Source organism: Aquirufa antheringensis (assembly GCF_004307425.1).
GTDB classification, from domain to species: Bacteria; Bacteroidota; Bacteroidia; order Cytophagales; family Spirosomataceae; genus Aquirufa; species Aquirufa antheringensis.
Genome location: NZ_SEWZ01000004.1, coordinates 301,603 through 322,667, shown reverse-complemented (window position 1 = coordinate 322,667; position 21,065 = coordinate 301,603). Strand labels below are relative to the sequence as shown.

21 protein-coding genes are annotated in these 21,065 nt (G+C 40.3%); 13 read left to right on the top strand and 8 right to left on the bottom strand.

Going from position 1 to position 21,065, the window contains the following annotated elements; all coding sequences use genetic code 11:
* Both dapB and lepB read left to right on the top strand, forming a co-directional pair.
* Positions 1 to 714 carry a 4-hydroxy-tetrahydrodipicolinate reductase gene (gene dapB / locus EWU21_RS10045; protein ID WP_130896829.1) on the top strand — a complete coding sequence of 238 codons (714 nt, stop codon included), beginning with the start codon at positions 1 to 3 and terminating at the stop codon, positions 712 to 714.
* 1 nt (position 715) lies between these two features.
* On the top strand, positions 716 to 1,879 hold the full coding sequence (gene lepB, locus EWU21_RS10040) for a signal peptidase I (protein WP_130896828.1): 1,164 nt from the start codon (positions 716 to 718) through the stop codon (positions 1,877 to 1,879).
* A 33-nt stretch (positions 1,880 to 1,912) separates the two neighbouring features.
* On the opposite strand, the gene EWU21_RS10035 is transcribed toward lepB, so the two are convergent.
* Both EWU21_RS10035 and EWU21_RS10030 read right to left on the bottom strand, forming a co-directional pair.
* Complete coding sequence (locus tag EWU21_RS10035; protein ID WP_130896827.1) at positions 1,913 to 3,094, bottom strand: class I SAM-dependent rRNA methyltransferase; 1,182 nt, start codon at positions 3,092 to 3,094, stop codon at positions 1,913 to 1,915.
* Between the two features lie 18 nt (positions 3,095 to 3,112).
* Positions 3,113 to 3,997: a zinc dependent phospholipase C family protein gene (locus EWU21_RS10030; protein WP_130896826.1), complete on the bottom strand. Its 885-nt coding sequence runs from the start codon at positions 3,995 to 3,997 to the stop codon at positions 3,113 to 3,115.
* Positions 3,998 to 4,048: 51 nt separating this feature from the next.
* Between EWU21_RS10030 and rpsT the strand changes: the two genes are divergently transcribed.
* Both rpsT and EWU21_RS10020 read left to right on the top strand, forming a co-directional pair.
* Entirely contained in the window at positions 4,049 to 4,306 is a 258-nt protein-coding gene (gene rpsT, locus EWU21_RS10025) for a 30S ribosomal protein S20 (RefSeq protein ID WP_130896825.1), read from the top strand.
* 74 nt (positions 4,307 to 4,380) lie between these two features.
* The gene (locus EWU21_RS10020) at positions 4,381 to 5,055 is read left to right on the top strand and encodes a JAB domain-containing protein (RefSeq protein ID WP_130896824.1); all 675 of its coding nucleotides are present in this window, start codon (positions 4,381 to 4,383) and stop codon (positions 5,053 to 5,055) included.
* A gap of 147 nt (positions 5,056 to 5,202) precedes the next feature.
* On the opposite strand, the gene hisB is transcribed toward EWU21_RS10020, so the two are convergent.
* A complete protein-coding gene (hisB, locus tag EWU21_RS10015; protein WP_130896823.1) occupies positions 5,203 to 6,315 on the bottom strand; it encodes a bifunctional histidinol-phosphatase/imidazoleglycerol-phosphate dehydratase HisB in 1,113 nt (370 codons plus the stop codon).
* A gap of 57 nt (positions 6,316 to 6,372) precedes the next feature.
* Between hisB and EWU21_RS10010 the strand changes: the two genes are divergently transcribed.
* Together EWU21_RS10010 and EWU21_RS10005 are read left to right on the top strand one after the other, a co-directional pair.
* Positions 6,373 to 7,590, top strand: a complete 1,218-nt coding sequence (locus EWU21_RS10010; RefSeq protein WP_130896822.1) for a hypothetical protein — start codon at positions 6,373 to 6,375, stop codon at positions 7,588 to 7,590.
* 152 nt (positions 7,591 to 7,742) lie between these two features.
* The gene (locus tag EWU21_RS10005; RefSeq protein ID WP_130896821.1) at positions 7,743 to 9,566 is read left to right on the top strand and encodes a DEAD/DEAH box helicase; all 1,824 of its coding nucleotides are present in this window, start codon (positions 7,743 to 7,745) and stop codon (positions 9,564 to 9,566) included.
* A gap of 30 nt (positions 9,567 to 9,596) precedes the next feature.
* Here EWU21_RS10005 and EWU21_RS10000 read toward each other — a convergent pair whose 3' ends face one another.
* Both EWU21_RS10000 and apaG read right to left on the bottom strand, forming a co-directional pair.
* On the bottom strand, positions 9,597 to 9,968 hold the full coding sequence (locus tag EWU21_RS10000) for a hypothetical protein (RefSeq protein WP_130896820.1): 372 nt from the start codon (positions 9,966 to 9,968) through the stop codon (positions 9,597 to 9,599).
* Entirely contained in the window at positions 9,968 to 10,354 is a 387-nt protein-coding gene (apaG, locus tag EWU21_RS09995; protein ID WP_130896819.1) for a Co2+/Mg2+ efflux protein ApaG, read from the bottom strand. Before apaG ends, EWU21_RS10000 begins: the two co-directional genes overlap by 1 nt.
* Positions 10,355 to 10,370: 16 nt before the next feature.
* Between apaG and EWU21_RS09990 the strand changes: the two genes are divergently transcribed.
* Positions 10,371 to 11,060, top strand: a complete 690-nt coding sequence (locus EWU21_RS09990) for a uracil-DNA glycosylase (protein ID WP_130896818.1) — start codon at positions 10,371 to 10,373, stop codon at positions 11,058 to 11,060.
* Between the two features lie 187 nt (positions 11,061 to 11,247).
* Here EWU21_RS09990 and EWU21_RS09985 read toward each other — a convergent pair whose 3' ends face one another.
* Together EWU21_RS09985 and EWU21_RS09980 are read right to left on the bottom strand one after the other, a co-directional pair.
* Entirely contained in the window at positions 11,248 to 11,553 is a 306-nt protein-coding gene (locus EWU21_RS09985) for a DUF4286 family protein (protein ID WP_130896817.1), read from the bottom strand.
* 7 nt (positions 11,554 to 11,560) lie between these two features.
* Positions 11,561 to 14,506: an FAD-binding and (Fe-S)-binding domain-containing protein gene (locus tag EWU21_RS09980; protein ID WP_130896816.1), complete on the bottom strand. Its 2,946-nt coding sequence runs from the start codon at positions 14,504 to 14,506 to the stop codon at positions 11,561 to 11,563.
* 137 nt (positions 14,507 to 14,643) lie between these two features.
* On the opposite strand from EWU21_RS09980, the gene EWU21_RS09975 reads away from it, so the two are divergent.
* Positions 14,644 to 15,879, top strand: coding sequence for an ABC transporter permease (locus tag EWU21_RS09975; protein ID WP_130896815.1), 1,236 nt, complete (start codon positions 14,644 to 14,646; stop codon positions 15,877 to 15,879).
* Between the two features lie 86 nt (positions 15,880 to 15,965).
* Here EWU21_RS09975 and mdh read toward each other — a convergent pair whose 3' ends face one another.
* Positions 15,966 to 16,901 carry a malate dehydrogenase gene (gene mdh / locus EWU21_RS09970; protein ID WP_130896814.1) on the bottom strand — a complete coding sequence of 312 codons (936 nt, stop codon included), beginning with the start codon at positions 16,899 to 16,901 and terminating at the stop codon, positions 15,966 to 15,968.
* Between the two features lie 97 nt (positions 16,902 to 16,998).
* Here mdh and EWU21_RS09965 point away from each other — a divergent pair, with 97 nt between their 5' ends.
* The 5 genes from EWU21_RS09965 to ruvA all read left to right on the top strand — a co-directional run bounded on the left by EWU21_RS09965 (position 16,999) and on the right by ruvA (position 21,054).
* Positions 16,999 to 17,418 carry a YkvA family protein gene (locus EWU21_RS09965; RefSeq protein ID WP_130896813.1) on the top strand — a complete coding sequence of 140 codons (420 nt, stop codon included), beginning with the start codon at positions 16,999 to 17,001 and terminating at the stop codon, positions 17,416 to 17,418.
* Between the two features lie 61 nt (positions 17,419 to 17,479).
* Positions 17,480 to 17,683, top strand: coding sequence for a Sec-independent protein translocase subunit TatA/TatB (locus EWU21_RS09960; protein WP_130896812.1), 204 nt, complete (start codon positions 17,480 to 17,482; stop codon positions 17,681 to 17,683).
* 77 nt (positions 17,684 to 17,760) lie between these two features.
* On the top strand, positions 17,761 to 19,176 hold the full coding sequence (gene gatA, locus EWU21_RS09955) for an Asp-tRNA(Asn)/Glu-tRNA(Gln) amidotransferase subunit GatA (RefSeq protein WP_130896811.1): 1,416 nt from the start codon (positions 17,761 to 17,763) through the stop codon (positions 19,174 to 19,176).
* Positions 19,163 to 20,464, top strand: a complete 1,302-nt coding sequence (locus EWU21_RS09950; protein WP_130896810.1) for a lytic transglycosylase domain-containing protein — start codon at positions 19,163 to 19,165, stop codon at positions 20,462 to 20,464. Before gatA ends, EWU21_RS09950 begins: the two co-directional genes overlap by 14 nt.
* Before the next feature lie 2 nt (positions 20,465 to 20,466).
* Positions 20,467 to 21,054, top strand: coding sequence for a Holliday junction branch migration protein RuvA (gene ruvA / locus EWU21_RS09945; RefSeq protein WP_130896809.1), 588 nt, complete (start codon positions 20,467 to 20,469; stop codon positions 21,052 to 21,054).
* Positions 21,055 to 21,065: the final 11 nt, after the last annotated feature.

Below are 21,065 nucleotides of genomic sequence, written 5' to 3'. Positions count from 1 at the left end.
ATGAAGATAGTTTTAATCGGGTATGGTAAAATGGGTAAGGAGATCGAGCGTTTAGCGTTAGGTCGTGGCCATTCTATCGTAGCTAAAATAGATGTAGATAATCAGGCTGATTTGCTGAATTTATCTGCCGCTGAAGTGGATGTTGCCATTGAATTTTCTAACCCAGCTTCTGCTTATGCGAATATCTTGACGTGTATTCATAAGCAAATTCCAGTGGTTTGCGGTACAACGGGTTGGTTAGAGAAGAAGGCTGAAGTAGAGACTTTGACCCAAGAAATGAACTCGACTTTCTTTTATGCTTCGAACTATTCGATCGGGGTGAACTTGTTCTTTCGTTTGAATAAGAGGCTGGCTCAATTGATGGCACCACACAAGGAATACGATATTTATACGAATGAGATCCATCATTTAGAGAAGAAAGATTCACCCAGTGGAACGGCGATAACTATCGCAGAAGGTATCATGGAAGCCTATGCAACGAAAGATAAGTGGGTGAATAATGAGATTCCAGCAGCGAATGAGGTGGCTATATGGTCGCAACGTGAGTCAATTATTCCAGGGACTCATACGGTAAAGTATATTTCCAAAGTGGATCAAATTGAAATCACTCACGAGGCATTTAGCCGTGAAGGATTTGCCTTGGGTGCTGTCATTGCAGCGGAGTGGATACAAGATAAAAAAGGAGTCCTAGGTATGGACGATATGTTAAAATAAGATGAAGGAAACGAAAGAAACACCTAAAAAACAAAAATCGGCCTTCAGAGAATGGCTAGATTCAGTCGCATTCGCTGTAGTGGCAGCCACTTTAATTCGATTTTTTGTCTTCGAAGCTTATACTATTCCGACTCCTTCGATGGAGGGTTCTTTGATGGTAGGAGACTTCCTGTTCGTAAGCAAATTGCATTACGGTGTACGGACACCTAAGACACCTTTACAATTGCCTTTGACGCATCAGAAAATTTGGTTCACGAATATTCCTTCTTATTTACGTTGGTTAGATTTACCTATTTACCGTCTTCCTGGGTTTTCTTCAGTGAAGCAAGGCGACGCGGTTGTCTTTAATGTGCCTAATTTTGAGGAGGATGGTGATTCGCCTGTTGATTTACGTACGTTTTATGTGAAGCGCTGTGTGGCGACTCCGGGTGATTTTTTGGAAGTTCGCGACCAACAAGTACTTGTGAATGGTAAAGCGATGGAAAATCCCGTTCGGATGCAACATCCGATCTTTATGAAGACAAAAGAGAATTTAGAAGAGAAATTCTTCGAGACTTATGGTATTCGCAATGCACCAGATGCAAGCTATGACTCTGCGGATTGGTTGCCTTTAGCTGAGCCAGATTCACAAAATGTGCTTTGGGGTTATAAGTTGAATACGTCTAAGGCAATGATGGAGGAGATACAAGCCTTGCCTTTCAACAAAACATTTGATACGAATCTATTCAAAGATCCTAAAGGTGTAACCTTTGTGGATATTTTCCCGCACGATACCACTTTATACAAATGGAACCGTGATTTTTATGGTCCTTTGAAGGTTCCTGCAAAGGGATTAACGGTCCCTTTGACACCAGGAAACGTGGCTTTGTATAGCGAAGCGATTCAGAAATACGAAGGAAATAAGAATGTAGTGGTTAGCGGATATCAAATTTCGATTGATGGTAAGGCCATTACTTCGTATACCTTCAAGCAGGATTACTATTTTATGATGGGTGATAATCGCCATAACTCGGCTGATTCACGCTTCTGGGGTTTTGTACCTTCAGATCATATTGTAGGAAAAGCGTTCTTTGTTTGGATGTCGATTGACGCGAACAAGCCTTTATTCTCTTGGAAGTTTTGGGAGATTATACGCTGGAATCGACTATTTAGATTCGTAAACTAACAAAAAAGGCAGCTCTCGAGCTGCCTTTTTTGATTATAATACCTTTAGAACGAATCCCTTCAAGTAATTACTCTCTGGATGAAATAGGTTGATCGGGTGATCGGGTGATTGTGTCATTTGATGAATCACTTGAATTTCACGACCTACTGCGATCCCTGCAGCTACCAGCATATTGTAAAACAAATCGCGTGTAATGACTTGAGAGCAAGAATAGGTGAATAGTAAACCGTTTTTCTTGATTTTCTTTAACGCTAATTCATTGATCTTTTGATAGCCCTGAAGTGCTTTGTGTTTCGCATTCATTGATTTAGCAAAGGCAGGTGGATCTAAAACGATGATGTCAAATTCGTCTTCATTGGCCTTTAAATAGGGTAGGGTTTCGCCTACAATAGCTTCGTGCTGCAAGCTTTTCATCTTATTCAATTCGATATTAGCTTTCACTAAATCGATGGCCTTAGCTGAGGCATCTAAAGAGATGACAGAGGCAGCTCCAGTCTCTAGGGCATACAATGAGAACCCGCCAGAATAACAGAATGTATTAAGTACCGATTTGCCTTTCGCATATTTCGCTAAAAGGGCTCTGTTTTCGCGCTGGTCGATGAAGAAGCCTGTTTTTTGTCCGGTGATCCAATTGATAGAGAAGGAGATTCCATTTTCTTTAACTGTATAAGGAACTGCTACATCTCCATAAACGTATCCATTCGTGCAATTTTGTGCATACTCTGTTGGCAATGTCTCCCGACTTTTATCGTAAATGGCTTTGATCTTCTTCCCTAATACTTCTTTTATTGCTTCCACGATCTCATCGCGATCACGGTGCATACCGATGGTGTGCGCTTGGAATACCAGTACATCTTTGTATAAATCCATAATCAAGCCTGGGCAGCCGTCTCCTTCACCATGAATGAGGCGAAAGGCATTGGTCTTTTCCAATGGCAAAAGTGCGCGTAAATCCCACGCATTAAGAATGCGTTTTTTCCAAAAATCACTCTTCGATTCGATTTCTTGAAAAGAGATGATTTTAACGGCAATACTTCCATTGTGGTAGTGACCTGTTCCTAGGAATTCGTCTCTAGAACTAACTACATTTACCCAGTCTCCATCTTGAAGATTGGGGCTTTGCTTTGCAATGGCGCCGGAAAATACCCAGGGGTGAAAACGTTTAACCGGAGCGTCTTTCCCCGGCTTCAATTGAATAAAAAGTGTGGATTTCATTTCACAAAATTGCAAAATTTATTCGAAAGATGGTTGGCCAGCAGAAAGCCAAGCAGAATACCAAAGATCTCCCACGTGTTTTACGGCTGCTTGGAACCGAGATTCAATTTGTCGATTTAGTGCTTTGTGGTACGCTAGGCTATATTTTAGACTCTGTATTTTGACTAAAGCTTGTCCCTTTTGTTCAAAACTATATTTTTCTCCTTCTTTTAAATCGGCGCTCACTTGGGTAGCCATAGAGAATAGGAGAGGTAGTTGTTTATGCGAAGCCAAAACCCAAGTCCAAGCACTATGTTGCACATCAGGCACGAAGGTGGCTGGGCCGCTAAATTGATCTAATTGATTCCCTAAGATTTCGGGTATTCGAGATTCCCAAAAACTATGCAGTCCACCTTGGCCCGTTTTTTGACCATCATAATTCGAACTCGTATGCAAAGGGACGTGTGCGTCAGCTACATAGTGACCTAACTCTGCAGATAACTTGACGATTTGTAAGGTATCTTTTTGTATAAAGGCTTGAACTAAACGGGAATATACAATGGGAATATGCCAGGGTACGATGCCGTGCTTTCTCACTGAATCTTCTGATTTTTTGCGTAGCATTTGTTCCCAAGTGCTAAAACTAACTTGATTCAGATCGTATTGATCTAAATCGATATAATGCCGTGAAGCTTCAATATCTAGGATATAACGTCGCGAGTCGGGTAAGACAGCAAGCTCTTGTAACTCTTTTTGATGTCTTCGGTAAAAAGAATGTAAGGGGAAAGGTAGGGTATAGGTTGCCAGTAAATTGATTTTTCGATGGCCAAAGAATCCCCAGGTGCTATAAGTTTCTGCGTGTACCGCTATAGAACACAGAATAAACATATAAATTTTAAGGTAGCGCTTGTTATTTAATTTCATATTGGTTACTTTTGCATTTCAATTTTGTAAAAAGAGAATTTTATTTAACAGATGGCAAATCATAAATCAGCACTAAAGCGTATCCGTTCTAACGAAGCAAAGCGTTTACGTAATCGTTACCAACACAAATCAACTCGTACATTAATCAAGAAATTGAGATTGACGACTGAAAAATCTGTGGTGATCGAGCTTTTCAAACAAGTTTCTTCTTCTTTGGATAAATTGGCTAAGAAAAACATCATCCACAAGAATAAAGCTGCAAATCAAAAATCTAAATTAGCTAAGTTAGTGAACAAAGTAGCTGCTTAATAGTAGATTATCGAGATAGTGATAAACCCCTCCGCAAGAGGGGTTTATTCGTTTATATGGGTTACCTTTCTTGAATGAAAATCACCCAGAAAGAGGATATGCCTCGAGAAAAATTAGCTCGCGTAGGAGCAAGTGATATGTCGTTGGTTGAGATCTTGACCATTCTGATTGGTTCTGGGTTCGCAGAACATTCAGCTGCTGATTTAGCACAACTTTTGCTTAATGCCATCGATGGCGATTTGTGTTTATTAGCCCGTTACAATTCGTTTGATTTTAAAAAACTAAAGGGAATTGGTCCTGCGAAGGCAGCTTTACTTGTGGCGGCTTTAGAATTAGGGAGAAGACGTCAAATCTATGAATCTAGTTCCAAGCTAGTGATTCGGAATTCGGTGGACGCGTATAGCTTGATTAAGCCTTATCTAGCTGATTTGATACGAGAAGAGTTTTGGGTATTTCACCTAAATCGTGCCTCAACGGTGGTGTTAGCGGAGAAATTAAGTATGGGTGGTGTGTCCGGGACTACCGTGGATCTTAGGTTATTGTACAAGTCAGCTTTAGAGCGATTGACTTCATCCATCATTTTAGCACATAATCATCCCAGTGATCAAATGCGACCTAGCAAGTCAGATGTGGATTTAACGAAGCAAGTCGTGGCTGCAGGTAAGATATTTGATATTGATGTGGTGGATCACCTCATCATAGGGTCGTCTACTTTTTATAGCTTTGCAGACGATGGGAAATTAAACTAAAAGAGAGAGGATTATTTTCCTCTCTCTTTATAGATCTTTTGAAGTTTAGCACCTACTACAATTGAAATTGCGAATAAGATGATAAAAAACGCTGCTCCTGAATATCCCATTGTATTGTTGTTTAATGATGCAAATTTACAAATTATTTTAAAGAAGTCCTTTGGTACTTGGCAAAGAATCTAAATTTTTTCGATCGCGGTTTACGGCAATTTTGATGGCCTTAGCAAAGCCTTTAAAGATTGCTTCGATTTTATGGTGCTCGTTATCTCCAGTAGCTTGAATGTTTAGGTTACATCTTGCTCCATCTGAAAAGGATTTGAAGAAATGATGAAACATCTCAGTAGGCATTTCACCGATCATTTCGCGTTTAAAACTAGCCTCCCAAACCAACCAATTGCGGCCGGAGAAATCAATGGCTACTTGAGCTAAACAGTCATCCATGGGTAATAAAAAACCGTAGCGTTCTATCCCTTTCTTGTTCCCTAAAGCTAAGGCAAAAGCCTCGCCTAAGGCTATACCTGTATCCTCGATCGTGTGGTGCTCGTCTATATGAAGGTCTCCATTCACTTTAACCGCTAAATCGAGATTACCGTGTTTCGCTATTTGGTCTAACATATGATCGAAAAAGCCTAAGCCAGTTTCGTTCTTAGCAACTCCTTTTCCATCTAAATTTAGGTCAATGGCAATTTTAGTTTCGTGCGTATTGCGTTCATGAAACACTCGTCTAGCAGGCAATAAGAAGAATTCGTGTATTTCATTCCAATTGGCGCACTGTAATGCTGTAAAAGGCAGCAATTCAGCAGGGATTTCGAGGTCGCCAATGAAAATCCCTTTGGCCCCTAAATTCTTCGCAAGTTCAAGATCTGTTAAACGGTCTCCAATGACAAATGAATTGGCTAAATCATACTCATTTGTGAAATATTCGCCCAATAAACCAATACCAGGTTTACGCGTCGGTTTATTTTCGTGTGGAAAACTGCGATCAATGTGAATCTGTTGGAAGATGATACCTTCCGATGCGAAGATGTCTAACATCTTTTGGTGTGCTGGCCAAAAGGTTTCTTCCGGAAAAGAATCCGTTCCTAAACCATCCTGATTGGTCACCATCACTAATTCATAGTCAGCAATCGTGTCTATTTTCTTCAGATTAGAGATAACCTCTGGCAAGAAGGCTAGCTTTTCGAAACTATCCACTTGTTGGTCAATTATCGGTTCTTCAATTAAAGTCCCATCTCTATCAATAAATAACACCTTTTTCATCTTACAAAGGTAAGCAAATAAAAAAAATAAGGTAATTTTGTGTTAGAAATAATCCATATGAGCCAGGTTTTTACATTAATCACACCCGAAGAAAAAGCATTTTTTGCAAAGCGTCTTGCAGATCTTTGTACAGAGAAGCAGGAAAAGGTGCTAGAATTGATTCCTGCCTTCGAAGCGGTTGTTTTAGGGAGTGTATTAAAGTTATTTCGAAATCGGATTCGCTTCAATGCGCTCTATAATTTTATGTTAGCGAAATCGGCTCCTCAAGAAGAAGTGGCTAAGTTATTAAGTTCAGGGAAGGGGATGCCGGATTATGAAGCATTGTATCGCTTTGGAGAAGGAATGATGGGGGTTTTGTTGCCGGATAAGAAAAGTGCGATTGCTACTTTATTAGGAGGTCAATTAGGGGCCAAAAGTTCGACCATCATCAAAGGTTTAACCTTAAGTTATGCTTTATACGGTTACCGGTTGAAGGAGTTTGATTATGATGCATTGCGTGATTACAAATCTTTTGGCGAGTTTTATCAGCCATATACCTCTGATTTCTATGCCTTAACGCCCGCTAAAATTCAAGTGGCACTAGTAGATATCTTAGTTTTAAATGACGTGTTAAAAGGGGATTCATTTGTATTTGATGAGCCGTTTGTTGCAGCTGATGATCGCCCTGCCCGTAATTACAAATTAATTGCCGCTGTGATTGCTGGAATCGTGTTACTGGCTATCGGTTTGTTTTTTGCCTTCAGAAGCGGAGGGACAGTTGAGGTGGTTGAAAAAGAGGATGCAGATCAAATTATTCCAATAGATAGCTTGAACAAATTAAATGATAGTCTAACGAAGGCGGTGGTAGATTCTGCGAAGGTTACTACTGATTCTCTGGTTACATTAACTTGGCCAGAAGGAAAACCTTTTCAGGTGCCTAGAGAATCTCTAGTGGTTGCGTTTCATGCCTATGTGACTGATTCTACAGTGGTTTCTCCTTTGGAATTAACTTGTACGGAGCTTGATTTTAGTGATAAGACGGAGCTTTTATCTTCCCCAACAACCTATTTGTTTAAACAAATTGCCTCTGGTATGAATAAATTTAAAGAGGTAGACTTGCAGGTACAAGTAGCTTCTGAAAAGGGGGCGATTGTTGCCAAAGAACACGCTTATGTGGTAAAGAATCGCTTAGTAGGTGAGGGTCTAAATCAGAAGCGAATTACAGTCGCTACTTTGCCTAATTCCTCGAATAATCAAATCATTTTCAGCTTTAAGAAGCGTTCTTCATTAAAATAGTACAATTTTATTGGATGCTAATTTATTAAACAGTACTTTTGTACTTTGTTTATTAAATACATCCGCAGGAACTCTCTTTTTTCCTTTATTCAAAGGCTATCGGCAGGAGTTAAATTACGGATGTGTTCGGGCATCGTAATTAAATATATCAAATGAGTGAAAAAATTCGCTTCGATTCGCTTCCATTGTCGGAAGGAATCCAAGAAGCAGTAAAAGAAATGGGCTTTGAGTTTGCTTCTCCCATCCAATCAGAAGCAATTCCTTTCGTTATGGAAGGTCGTGATGTCATCGGTCAAGCGCAGACAGGTACTGGTAAAACAGCCGCGTTCGGTATTCCGATGATTGAACATATTGTTCCTTTTGAGAAGTATGTTCAAGCAATCATCTTATGTCCTACGCGTGAATTAGCGGTTCAAGTTTCCGAGGAAATGAAGAAGTTGTCTAAGTTTACCAAGGGTGTTTGGGTGACGACGGTATATGGTGGAGATTCCATCGATCGTCAAATTAAGTCCTTGAAAGCAGGGGCTAACATCGTGGTGGGAACACCAGGTCGTGTTATCGACTTAATCGAGCGTCGTGCGTTGAAATTAAATCAAACATCGATGATCGTTTTAGATGAGGCGGATGAGATGTTAGATATGGGTTTCCGTGAGGATATCGAAAGTATTTTGGAAGAAATTCCCAATGAGCGTCAAACAGTCTTGTTCTCAGCGACTATGTCTAAGCCGATTATGGCCTTGACAAACCGTTATTTAACTAACCCTAAGTTAGTGAAGGTAGTGAAGAACGAAATCACGAACGTGAACATCGAGCAATTATACTACGATGTGAAAGGACGTGCTAAGATGGAAGTGACGACTCGTTTGATCGACTTCTATTCGTTGAAATTAGTCTTGATTTTCTGTAACCAAAAGAAGCGTGTGGACGAAGTAGTGGAAGAATTGATGTTGCGTGGATACGCGGCTGAAGGTCTTCACGGTGACTTGCGTCAATCACAACGTACCCAAGTAATGAATCGTTTCCGTGGTGGAAATGTAAGTTTCTTAGTGGCGACGGATGTGGCGGCACGTGGTTTGGACGTAGATAACGTGGATGCCGTAATCAATTACGATATTCCATTAGATGAAGAATATTACGTACACCGTATCGGTCGTACCGGTCGTGCCGGTAAGTCTGGTAAGGCATTTACGTTAGTCGTAGGAGCTGAGCGCAATCGTTTGCGTGATATCATGAATTATACGAAAGTAAAGATTGATAAAGGAGTGATTCCTACTTTCTCTGACGTAGTAGGTGTGAAAAAGGGTATGTTTATTGATCGGGTAGGTGCTACGATCGCTGAAGGCGGTTTAGAGTTATTCGATGATGCTTTACCTAATTTCCAACATGCTGGTTTCACTGTGGAGCAAGTAGTGGCTGCGTTAGTGAAGATGAACATGGGTGTCGTGAAGAACGAGTTCGGTGATGAAAATCTCGAAGGCGATATGGAACGTAGCTCACGTAAGTATGGTCGCGATGAACGCGGCGGTGGCGGCGGTCGTTTCGAAAGAGGCGGTGGCGGTGACCGTTGGGGCGGTGGAGATCGTGGCGGTGATCGTCGCGGTGCTGGCCGTTTCGAAAGAGGTGGAGATCGTGGTGGAGACCGCGGTGGTCGTTTCGAAAGAGGCGGTGATCGTAACTCAGCACCTCGTGGCCCTCGTGTAGATCGCGATGGTAAGCCTTACAAATCAGATGAGAATATGGTACGTCTAGTGGTGAACATTGGATTTAACGAAAAAATCTCTCCATCGAATATCGTGGGAGCTTTTGCCGGAGAATCTGGTATTCCAGGAAACGTATTAGGTCAAATTCAAATCGAGAACAAACACACGTTTGTGGATGTACCGAAAGAATATGCGAATGTCGTATTAGACAAGATGAGCGGCGCCCAAATCAAGGGTAAGCGAGTGAACGTCGATATAGCGAAAGCAGACAAATAATCAAAAGGGGCTCAAATCGAGCCCCTTTTTTTAGGTCATTTTGCGTAAATAGAAATGTTGTTTAGGGCAAATGGGCTTAAAGAATAAAAGACCTAGGTCAAATAGATCAACGGTCTGAATCACTGATTCATTTGAATGTAATGCATTCCAGATTTTCTCTTGGCTGTGTGGTTTCTCAAATAGAAGGATGGTATTTTGAGGAATTTTGGCAAGATCTTCATAGGATTGAATCTCCATAATCGTACAATCTGAATAACGATTTGCTAAGGCTTCTTTTAATTGAGAATTGCTTAATTGCCCTTTCAAATAGGGATTTAGCACTTCACAATACAGAGAATAGATCGATGGTGAATGTAATCCGTGCGCCGTTTGCGCCTTAAAATAGAATTGTAGCCGATTCATTAATTCAAATGGTAGGCAGGGATGAGCTCAAACGCGGGTATTTCCACTTTAAAAGTAGACTGATCCTCTAAATTCAGGAATACATAATGACCACTCATCTTACCAATAGAGGAAACTAATGGGCAACCAGAGGTATAAGTAAATGAATTGCCCGATTCTATAACGGGTTGTTGCCCTACGACGCCTAATCCATTCACCGTTTCTTTAGAACCAACGCCATCAATAATTTCCCAAAACCGACTCACCAATTGTCCTGGTTGATTACTTAGATTTTTGATTGTAATTTGGTAGGAGAAAAAATGCTTGTAGGGCGGATTAAGTTCAAATTCAGGTAGATGTGTCGTATCTACCGTAATTAAGAATCCGTTTGAATATGCTTCTGTCATCCTTTGAATTAGAATAATGATTAATGTAGGTGTAAAATTAGCCGAAACTTTGAATAATGATTGGAAAATGGTGTTGAATTCTACCATGTCTGAGGCTTATTTTCAAGACTTAGCTTTATTTTTAGACAAGGATGTGAATTCTTACGTTGTATATCCTCCCATAGATCAAATTTTGGCAGCTTTTCATCGCTGTAGTTTTGAGCAAACCAAAGTCGTCATTATTGGCCAAGATCCATACCATGGTGCGGGTCAAGCGCAAGGTTTATCCTTTTCTGTTCCTTCTTCCTTCCCTTTGCCACCTTCGCTTCGTAACATCTACAAGGAACTATATGATGATTTGAGAATTATTCGAAATGACGGGGATTTGAGAAGCTGGGCGGATCAAGGTGTTTTACTACTGAATGCGGTTTTAACGGTTCGTTCTGGAGAACCTAATTCACACGCTAAACGAGGCTGGGAGGAATTCACTCAACAAGTCATCCAGATTTTAAATGAAGAGAAAGAAAACGTTGTTTTTGTTTTATGGGGTGCATACGCCCAAAAACTAGGCAAATACATTGATTCACAGCGCCACTTCATCATTCAAGCGGCTCATCCATCGCCTTTATCGGCTAATCGAGGTGGATTTTTTAAGACGAAGCCTTTTTCTAAGATTAATGAGTACCTGGTGGGGAGTGGCCAAGAGGTGATTGATTGGGCTTTATAAAGCACAAAGATCAAAGCAAAAAGCACAAAGTTGGAATCGCCTTCGGCGATGGTTTCGTGCAATGAAAGCACAAAGATCAAAGAAAAAAGCACAAAGTTGGAATCGCCTTCGGCGATGAGTTTAGGAATTATTTATTTAACTAAGCCGTAGGCGACTAAATCGCGTAGCGATGACTATCGACTATCGACTAGTGACTATCGACTCTCTTCAGTTGACTCGGAAAGTACACATACTGATTCGCGAATTCTTTTTGGAAAAATCCTGAGACGACTCCTTCGATGAATTCCTTGTGTCCTTCTTCGAATTCGGGTAACCAGCATTGCAAGGAGTAACCGTTTGAATCAGGCTCTTGATGTGAACTGATTTCAAATAAATGAATTTGATCGATGAAGGCTTGCTTCTCGATTTCTGGCATTATTATGGTTTTTAAGGCTCTTAATGCCGTTTCTGTGATGCTTGGCTCAATGAAGAGTGATATGTTGTATTGAATCATGATTGCGTTAGTCTTTTAGGGCGTTATACAGGATTTCTGCCGTGTGGAGTCCAGTTTGTTCGATACCATCTTTGATTTGGTGTCTACAAGAAGTTCCGTTGCTAGCAATAATACTTTTGATGGGTTTATTTAAGAGACGCGGAAATAAAACCAGATTCGCGATTTGTTGAGAAATTTTATAGTGTTTTTTCTCATAGCCAAAAGATCCTGCCATTCCGCAGCATCCCGTCGGTAGTAATTCTACTTCGTATTGAGATGGAATGGTTAATGCGATTCGGGTAGATGTCAATCCGGCTATTGATTTTTGGTGGCAATGGCCGTGTAGGAGGATTTTTTGCTGTTTCCCGTGGAAGGAATCAGAAGTTATTTTTCCTGCCTTAAATTCGCGTGCAATGAATTCATCAAGTAACAAACAATTCGGTTTTAATTGTTCCGCTTGTTCGCGTTTTTCAGCATCCACTAGAGAAGGAATTTCGTCTCTAAATGTTAATATGGCACTTGGTTCAATACCTAAAAGAGGATGTTCGTAGGAAATTAGACTACCTAATTGATCCACATTTGAATTAGCAAGCGCTTTGGCCTCAATTAACATTCCTTTGGAAATAAAACTTCTACCGGTGACAATTCCTTTCGGAATTTGAACCCCGTAACCTAATTGATTTAATAATTTAACGGTCTTTTGACCTAAAGGAACCTCATTGTGATTAGTGAATTCATCTGCTAATAGGTAGACAAATCCATTTTCATAGGCATCTTGTGGGTTTTTCTGCGCATAACGCTCAAACCATTTTTCCAAGCTGGCAAATTGTACCGTTGGTAGACTTCGTTCGATGGAGAATCCCATCGCTAGTTTTACTAAGCTAGACGTCAATGGGAATTCAACCATAAAATTATATAAGGGAGCTACATAACTAGCATAGCGTTGCAGGGTAGGGAAGTGTCCGATTAATTTCGTGCGTAAGGGCACTCCATTTTTCAAATACGATTGTTGCAAGGTCTCAGCCTTCAATTTCCCCATGTCGACGCCGGAAGGGCATTCGGTCTGGCAGCCTTTACAAGATAAACATAAGTCCAAAATCTCGTGCAAAGCCGGGTTGCTAAATGTTTCCTCCTTAGGTGAACTCAATAATTGTCTGAGCATATTCGCCCTTGCCCGGGTGGAATCTTTTTCTTGCAAACTGGCCATATAACTAGGGCACATCGTGCCGCCACTTAAGGCTGTTTTCTTGCAATCTCCAGAACCAGAGCATTTTTCAGCGAGACCTAAGGGGTTTTTCCAAACTCCATAATCAAAGAAATAAGTCGGTTCAGCTGCTTTTTTATCCGTAAAACGGAAGGCGGTATCCATAGGAGGACTAGCCGTTATTTTACCTGGATTGAAGATATTTTGAGGATCAAATACATGCTTGATCTCTTTGAAAAGACTATATACTTCTTTGCCCATTAAGGCGGGAATGAATTCGCCGCGCAAACGACCATCCCCGTGTTCTCCGCTCAAAGACCCGTTGTATTTCTTCAGTATTTCAACCGTTTCTGTTAATAAATTTCGGAAAATGGCGACACCTTCTGGACTCTTTAAGTTGATAAAGGGCTCAATATGCAATTCTCCTGCTCCTGCGTGCGCATAATAGGCCGCATTCGTATCGTACTTCGAGAGTAATGCTTGTATTTCTGCTACATAAGCAGGTAAATCCAATGGATCAACTGCGCAGTCTTCAATTAGATTAACGGGTTGTGTATCTCCCTCAAGATTTCGGATTAATCCTAGGCCAGCTTTTCGGATGTCCCAACCTTTGGCAATCTCCTGACCAAATAAAGTGGGATAAGCATAACCTAAATTTTGCGACTTCAATTGCTTAATGAACGCTGAAACCTGATCTTCTAAGGTAGCTCGATCTGTTGAACGGAATTCCACCATCAAAATGGCGGCAGGCTTTCCATTAATAAAATCGCGGTCTTTTTCGAAATTCGGATGGCCTTCCGTGAACGAAAGGATGTAATCATCCACTAATTCTGAGGCAAGTATCGGATGCTTTAGGGCCTCAATATTGACTTGCAGAGATTCTTGCAAGCTTTGGCAATGGATACAAACCAGCGCCACTTCTGGTTCAGGAAGATCCAATAAATTCAATTTCATCGCGTGAACGACAGCTAATGTGCCTTCTGATCCCGCAATCAATTTGGAGAGATTGAATGGTTCACCATCCGAATTAAAGGGTTGCATTTCCAATAAGGCATCTAAAGCATAGCCTGTATTTCTACGTTTGATGGACTTTTTAGGAAACCTCTCTTGAATTAACGTTTGAATCTCTGGGTTATTAAGCATCCGATGAATCTCGCGATAAATCTTGCCTTCTAAATTTTGTAGGGTAGTCTTGTGGTAGAATTCCTCTCTCGTTAAGGGATGCGTGTGAATTTCTGTACCATCGGATAAAAAGGCACGTGTTTCCAAAATATGATCACGTACTGACCCCCAAACAATACTATGCAATCCACAACTATTATTTCCGAGCATCCCACCTAGGAGCGCGCGATTTGCTGTCGATGTTTCTGGACCAAAAAACAAATCAGCTGTCGCCAAATGTTTGTTTAAATCATCTCTGACTATTCCCGGTTCTATCCAAACCGTTTTCTCTTTTCGGTTTAGTGATATGACTTTACCTAAAGCCGAAGAGATTTCCATAACAATGCCATTCCCCACCACCTGGCCTGCTAATGAAGTCCCGGCACCTCTCGGGATTAAGCCGGTCTTGGCTTGACTAGCAAATTGAATCAGGCGTTTGATGTCTTTGACAGTGGATGGAATGGCCACTGCCGCTGGTTTTACTTGGTAAACGGAGGCATCTGTCGCATAGATACGTTTGGCTATTTGCGAGGTTTGGCTCTCGTCAAAAAACAATCGACCCTCAAAATGGTCTTTCAACAAACGTACTTCGTAATTGCTCCAGCTCATAATTCCAAAAGGAAAAGTGAAATTACAAAATCCAATCTTACCTTCATATTGCCATTCAAAGTTTATACGCTCTGTTCATAAAAAGGAAGCGTATTTCTAGTGATTAATTTTCTAAATTTGAATTCTAGCAACATTCTATGAAGTTTTTAATCCAAGTTTACGAAAGTTTGATCTTTGCCTACCAGGCTTTGAGATCCAATATTTTAAGAACAACTCTTTCGCTATTAGGTGTAAGCGTTGGAATTTTTGCCATTGTAGCGGTCTTTACTGCGGTGGATTCCCTCAATAAGAATATTAGGTCTGAAATTGATTCCTTTGCAGGTTCTGGCGTTTTGTACGTGGGTAAATGGCCATGGATAATGCAGAATAACTATCCTTGGTGGAAATATTTGAATCGCCCAGAGATGAAATACTCAGAGTTTCAATTTCTGAAAGATAATTTGAAGTCAGCTAAAGCCATCGCGATTATTGATAACGGACGTTCGGCATCCGCTACTCGAGGTAGCTCAAGTATGGATGTGAATATGACGGGGGCGAGTTATGATTACAATCAAATAACGAGTGTGCCCGTACAATATGGTCGTTATTTTTTACCTATTGAGTCAGAGAATGCATTGAATGTGGTGATTATTGGGGCTAAAGTTTCAGAAAACTTGCAAGCTACGGTAGGAGATCAAATCAAGCTAAATGGAATTAAATTTCAAATCATTGGAATTATTGAAAAGAAAGGGACTGATTTGTTGAGTTTTGGTGGAACGCCTGATGAAAAAGTATTTATTCCTTATTCTACATTTTCTGCTGTTTTTCAGAAAGATAAACCTGCACCTGACATCGCGATTAAGGCGATGGATGACGATTTAGGTCAGGAAAATTTAGAAGGGGAGGTCACTGGCTTAATGCGTTCTTTACGATCTATTAAGCCTAAACAAGAGAGCAATTTTGCCGTGAATCGACTAGACGGTTTGAATCAATTCTTTGATGGAATCTTCGCGGCATTAAATGTGGCAGGTGCGTTAATTGCTGGATTCTCCTTACTAGTAGGTGGTTTCGGTATTGCTAATATTATGTTCGTTTCTGTAAAAGAACGCACCAATATTATAGGTATTCAAAAATCGCTGGGCGCGAAAAATTATTTCATACTATTCCAATTCTTGTTTGAGGCCGTATTCTTGAGTTTGATTGGGGGATTAGTCGGAATAGGACTAGTCGTCTTACTCACCTTGATACCGCAAGATGCTTTACCTCTGGTATTATCCATGAAGAATATCGTGACGGGATTATTTATCTCCAGCTTTATCGGAATACTATCGGGAATTATCCCGGCTTGGGTAGCGGCTAAGATGGACCCAGTGATTGCGATTCGATCTAAATAGATTACTGACTACTGTCCACTGGTTACTGTCACCCACAGAAAAGCCTCCCCTAAACAAATAGGAGAGGCTTTTAAATTACTGGATAATTATAGTGACAAGGTATCTAACACCGAGTTCATATTGCGAACGGCATCAGCTGATTTATTGAAAGCAGTTTGCTCGTCTTCAGTTAATTTGTAGTCTACGATTTTCTCCCAACCATTCTTGCCTAAAACGACAGGTACGCCTAAGCAGATATCTTTTTGGCCATATTCTCCATCAAGAGATACGCAACATGCCATGATTTTCTTCTCATCACGAACGATTGCTTCTACTAAAGCCGCTCCAGCAGCACCTGGTGCATACCAAGCAGAAGTTCCTAATAAGCCTGTTAATGTAGCTCCACCTACCATCGTATCAGCCACTACTTTATCTAAAGTGGTGTCATCTAAGAATTGAGAAACTGGAACACCGTTATAAGTTGCTAAACGCTTTAATGGAATCATCGTTGTATCTCCGTGACCACCGATAACAGTACCAGAGATATCGTTGATTGATACATCCATTGCTTTTGCTAAATAGCATTTGAAACGAGCTGAGTCTAAGGTACCACCCATACCGATGATGCGGTGCTTATCTAATCCAGCTACAGATTTAGCTAAATAGGTCATCGTATCCATCGGGTTAGAGATGATCACGATAATTGGGTTTTTCGAGTATTTTAAGATGTTTTCAACGACACTTTTCACGATTCCTGCATTCACTCCGATTAACTCTTCACGAGTCATACCTGGTTTACGTGGAAGACCAGATGTAATCACCACAACATCGGAATTAGCTGTCTTTGTGTAATCGTTAGTAGAACCGATTAACGTTGTATCAAAGCCTAACAAGCTAGCTGTTTGATACATATCTAATGTTTTACCTTCTGCGATACCTTCTTTGATATCTAATAAAACTAATTCATCTGCCAATTCTTTTCTGGCAATGTTGTCAGCACAAGTTGCTCCTACAGCACCTGCTCCTACTACTGTGATTTTCATTGTTATAATTTTTGGTAAGAATGATTCAAAAAACGATACAAAAATACGACAAATCCTTAAATGATTTCATTATATTTAAGCATTAATCGAAATTATTATGTCACAATCAGGGACTTGGGTAAAGCGCATTGTGGACTCCCGTTTTTTTAAGGAAGCAATGGAAAAGAGTGAGCTCCTTTTTTCTCAAAATAAAATTGGTTTACTGACTTTATTGAAGGGCGCATTGAAAAAGGTACAAGAAACGGCAGCAAGCAATAATTTGACTGTTGTTAAATTGTTAAATCGCTATATCATTTTATTTAGTGAATTAATGAAGGCCTACGTGCAAGGTTCTTATACTAAGTTGCCTGCAATGACGTTAGTTAAAATCACGGCTGCGTTGCTTTACTTTGTGATGCCTATTGATGTTATTCCAGACTTCCTTCCGTTAGTCGGATTTGCAGATGATTTAGCGATTGTCGTTTGGGTAGGTAAAGCGATTAAAGAGGAGCTGGATGCGTTTGAAAAACATCTTTAAATACACGAATAATTAACCTTTTTTAAATATATTTACGAAAATTTAGACAAAACTAGATATGATGACTGCAAGCATATTATTATTTTTAAATAGCCTAGGCGGTGGCGAAATGCTATTGATTGGTTTATTGATTTTATTGTTTTTTGGAGGAAAAAAACTTCCAGAATTAATGAAAGGCCTTGGAAAAGGTATTCGCGAGTTTCAAAATGCGAAAAATGATGTAAAAGATCAGATCAATAAAGAGTTAGACGATACGAAAGAATAAGTCTCTCCAGTACTTACTATCTGCATAGTTGAAGAAATTCAACTATGCTTTTGTGTTTCTATAGATTCCCTTTTTTAATGAGTAATTCCAATCAACCCTATGCGAAAATTAGGGAGAAATTGTTAGCGGGTGAGCTTTCTGTTTCTTCTATCGTCGCAGGTCATTTAAATCAAATTCATACGCACAACAAGGCTTTAAATGCTTTTTTGGAGGTATATGAAGAGGAAGCAATTGAAAAAGCTGCGCTAATTGACGCTAAAATAAAAGCTGGAACCGCCGGCAAATTAGCCGGATTAGTGGTGGGTATTAAAGACTTACTTTGTTACGAAGGGCATCATTCCTACGCAGGTAGTAAGATTTTGGATTCTTTTAAATCCACCTTTTCTGCAACGGCTGTTCAGCGATTGATCGACGAAGATGCGATTATCATTGGACGCCAAAATTGCGATGAGTTTGGGATGGGAAGTACGAATGAAAATTCAGCTTTTGGTCCTGTAGTAAATTTCGTTAATCAAGCACACGTTGCAGGTGGTAGTTCTGGCGGCTCTGCAGTAGCTGTTCAGGCAGGTATGTGTCAAGTTTCTTTAGGAACGGATACTGGTGGATCGATTCGAATGCCGGCAGCTTTTTGTGGCGTAATAGGCTTGAAACCTACCTATGGTTTAGTTTCTCGCTGGGGTTTAATCGCTTATGCCTCTTCATTTGACACGATTGGGCCTATTGCAAACTATGTTTCAGATGCGCGATTGGTTTTAGATACGATTAAGGGACAGGATGGTCAAGATAGTACCTTAAGTTCTACCATTCCTGCTGCTAAGTCTGACAATAAACGTATCGCTTATATCAAAGAAGTGGTAGAGCATCCCAGTCTTCAGCCGGAAATTAAAGAGGCATTTGTTCTACAAGTGGATAAGTTAAAAAAGTTAGGATATGTAGTAGAAGGGGTAGATTTTTCTTATATCGATCAGTTATTGCCTACGTATTATGTGTTGACGACGGCTGAATCGAGTTCGAATTTATCTCGATTTGATGGGGTGAAGTTTGGACATAGAACATCTAGTCCGTTGGATTTGATGCAGTTATACAAGCGAACGCGTCAAGAGGGTTTTGGAGCGGAAGTGCAACGTCGTATTATGCTTGGCACTTTCGTTTTAAGCGCAGATTATTATGATGCTTATTATACTAAAGCCCAAAAAGTACGTCGTTTAATTCAAGATAGGACCCTTGCCATTTTAGCGGAATACGATTTTATCATCTCTCCTACAACTTCCTCTACGGCTTACCGACTAGGAGAAAAAACACTTGATCCTATTCAGATGTATTTAGGTGATTTATTTACAGTACAGGCCAATGTGGCAGGTATTCCGGGACTGTCCATTCCGATGGGAACAGATTCTGCTGGCTTACCGATGGGCTTCCAATTAATGACAAGTCCTTTCCAAGAGGCTAAAATGTTAGATGTAGGTGAAATATTAAGCCATGATGTGGAATAAATTTGTATTTCTTTCCTGTTTATTCACTTCCGTTCTAAGCTTTGGTCAAGTCACGGGGTCCTATCAACCTGCCTATGATTTAAAGCAGATCGATTCTTTAGCCAAAGTTGAGCAAGGTGGACCTCCTGCCTTTAGTATCGACCCAGGTTTGATTCAAGATCGCTTGAAAAAGTTAGAGAATCAGATTCCGCTGCATTATAATATCCTTACGCATCAGTTTGTAGAGATTTTTGCGTTTAGGAAGGCGAGTTTCACGCAACGGATGTTAGAGCGCAAGGATATTTACTTCCCATTGTATGAGAAGTACTTACAGAAATATGGTTTGCCGGATGAATTAAAATACTTGTCTTTAATTGAATCTGGTTTAGAGAATAAAGCTATTTCAAATAAAGGAGCCGGAGGACTTTGGCAATTTATGCCTTACACGGCACGAGGTGATTTTGGCATGCGAGTGGATCAATACATCGATGAGCGATTTGATGCGGAAAGAGCAACGGAGGCCGCTTGTCAGTATTTGAAACGACTGCATAAGACTTTTGGGGATTGGCATTTAGCGCTTGCAGCCTATAATACGGGTCCATCTAATGTGAAAAGAGCCATGCGTCGTTGCGGTGGGTCAAATGATTTTTGGGGCATTTATGCTTGTTTACCCGCTCAAACTCGGGCTTATGTTCCTCAATTTATTGCGATGACCTATATGATGAATTACCATTGGGATCATTCCATTCAACCAGAAAATTGGGTGATTGATATTCCGAAGGATAGTATTTTAGTGAGTGGTTATTTGAATTTAAACACCCTGACTCAGTTAACAGGGTTTTCTTTAGATACGCTCAAGCAATTAAATCCGCATATTATAGCGCATTTTTTGCCTAAGAATTCGAGTAAAGTTAAAGTTCACATTCCCAAGAGTCGTTTTGTGTACTTTGAACAGAATAGAACGCGTATTTTGGATTCTGCGCGGGTGGATTTAAAAGCGCCTGATTCAGCCGAGATTGATACGAGTGAGCGAGAAGAACCTATGCCGGTTGCCCAGCGTCATACGTACCGTGTAAAAAGAGGGGAGACCTTATCTCGTGTAGCTCGCAAATTAGGGATGAGTGTGTCCGAATTAAAACGGGTGAATCGTATCAGAGGGACTAAATTGCAGAAAGGACAAACGCTTGTCTATTTTAAATTAGCCAAAGCCTCTACGAAGTGGAGCAAGCAAAAAACGTTCAAGAAGCGCAAATATACTTCTCGTAAAAAGAAAAAGACTACATCTAAAAAACGCCGTAAACGCAGGTAATTATGATAGCTTATTTAAAAGGTAAATTAGCACACAAAGATCGTGCACACGTAATTATTGATGTGAATGGGGTAGGCTATGAGGTTAAAATCTCCTTGCAAACTTATGCGGCTTTAGCAGATGGGGAAGAGTCATGTAAGCTTTATACGCACTTACAGGTGAAGGAAGACTCGCATACCTTGGTAGGTTTTCATTCCATGGATGAAAAGCTCTTGTTTTTGGATTTAATTTCGGTTTCGGGAATTGGGTTAAGTACGGCTTTGGTGATGTTATCGTCATTCTCTTCCAATGAAATTCGTTCGGCAATTATGAACGAAAATATAGCCTTAATTCAATCGATTAAAGGAATTGGATCTAAATCTGCTCAGCGAGTGATTTTGGAATTAAAAGATAAATGTAAAAAAGATACCTTATTTGTGGAAGCAGGAATGGCTTCTCATGATGCAAATTTTGGTCATAAGCAAGAGGCCTTAGCGGCCTTGGTTACCTTAGGTATACCTCGGACTGCGGCTGAGAAGAGTTTGGATAGTATCTTGAAATCAAATCCAGATGCAAGCGTTGAAAATTTAATCAAATTAGCCTTGCGATAAGTGTATTCGTT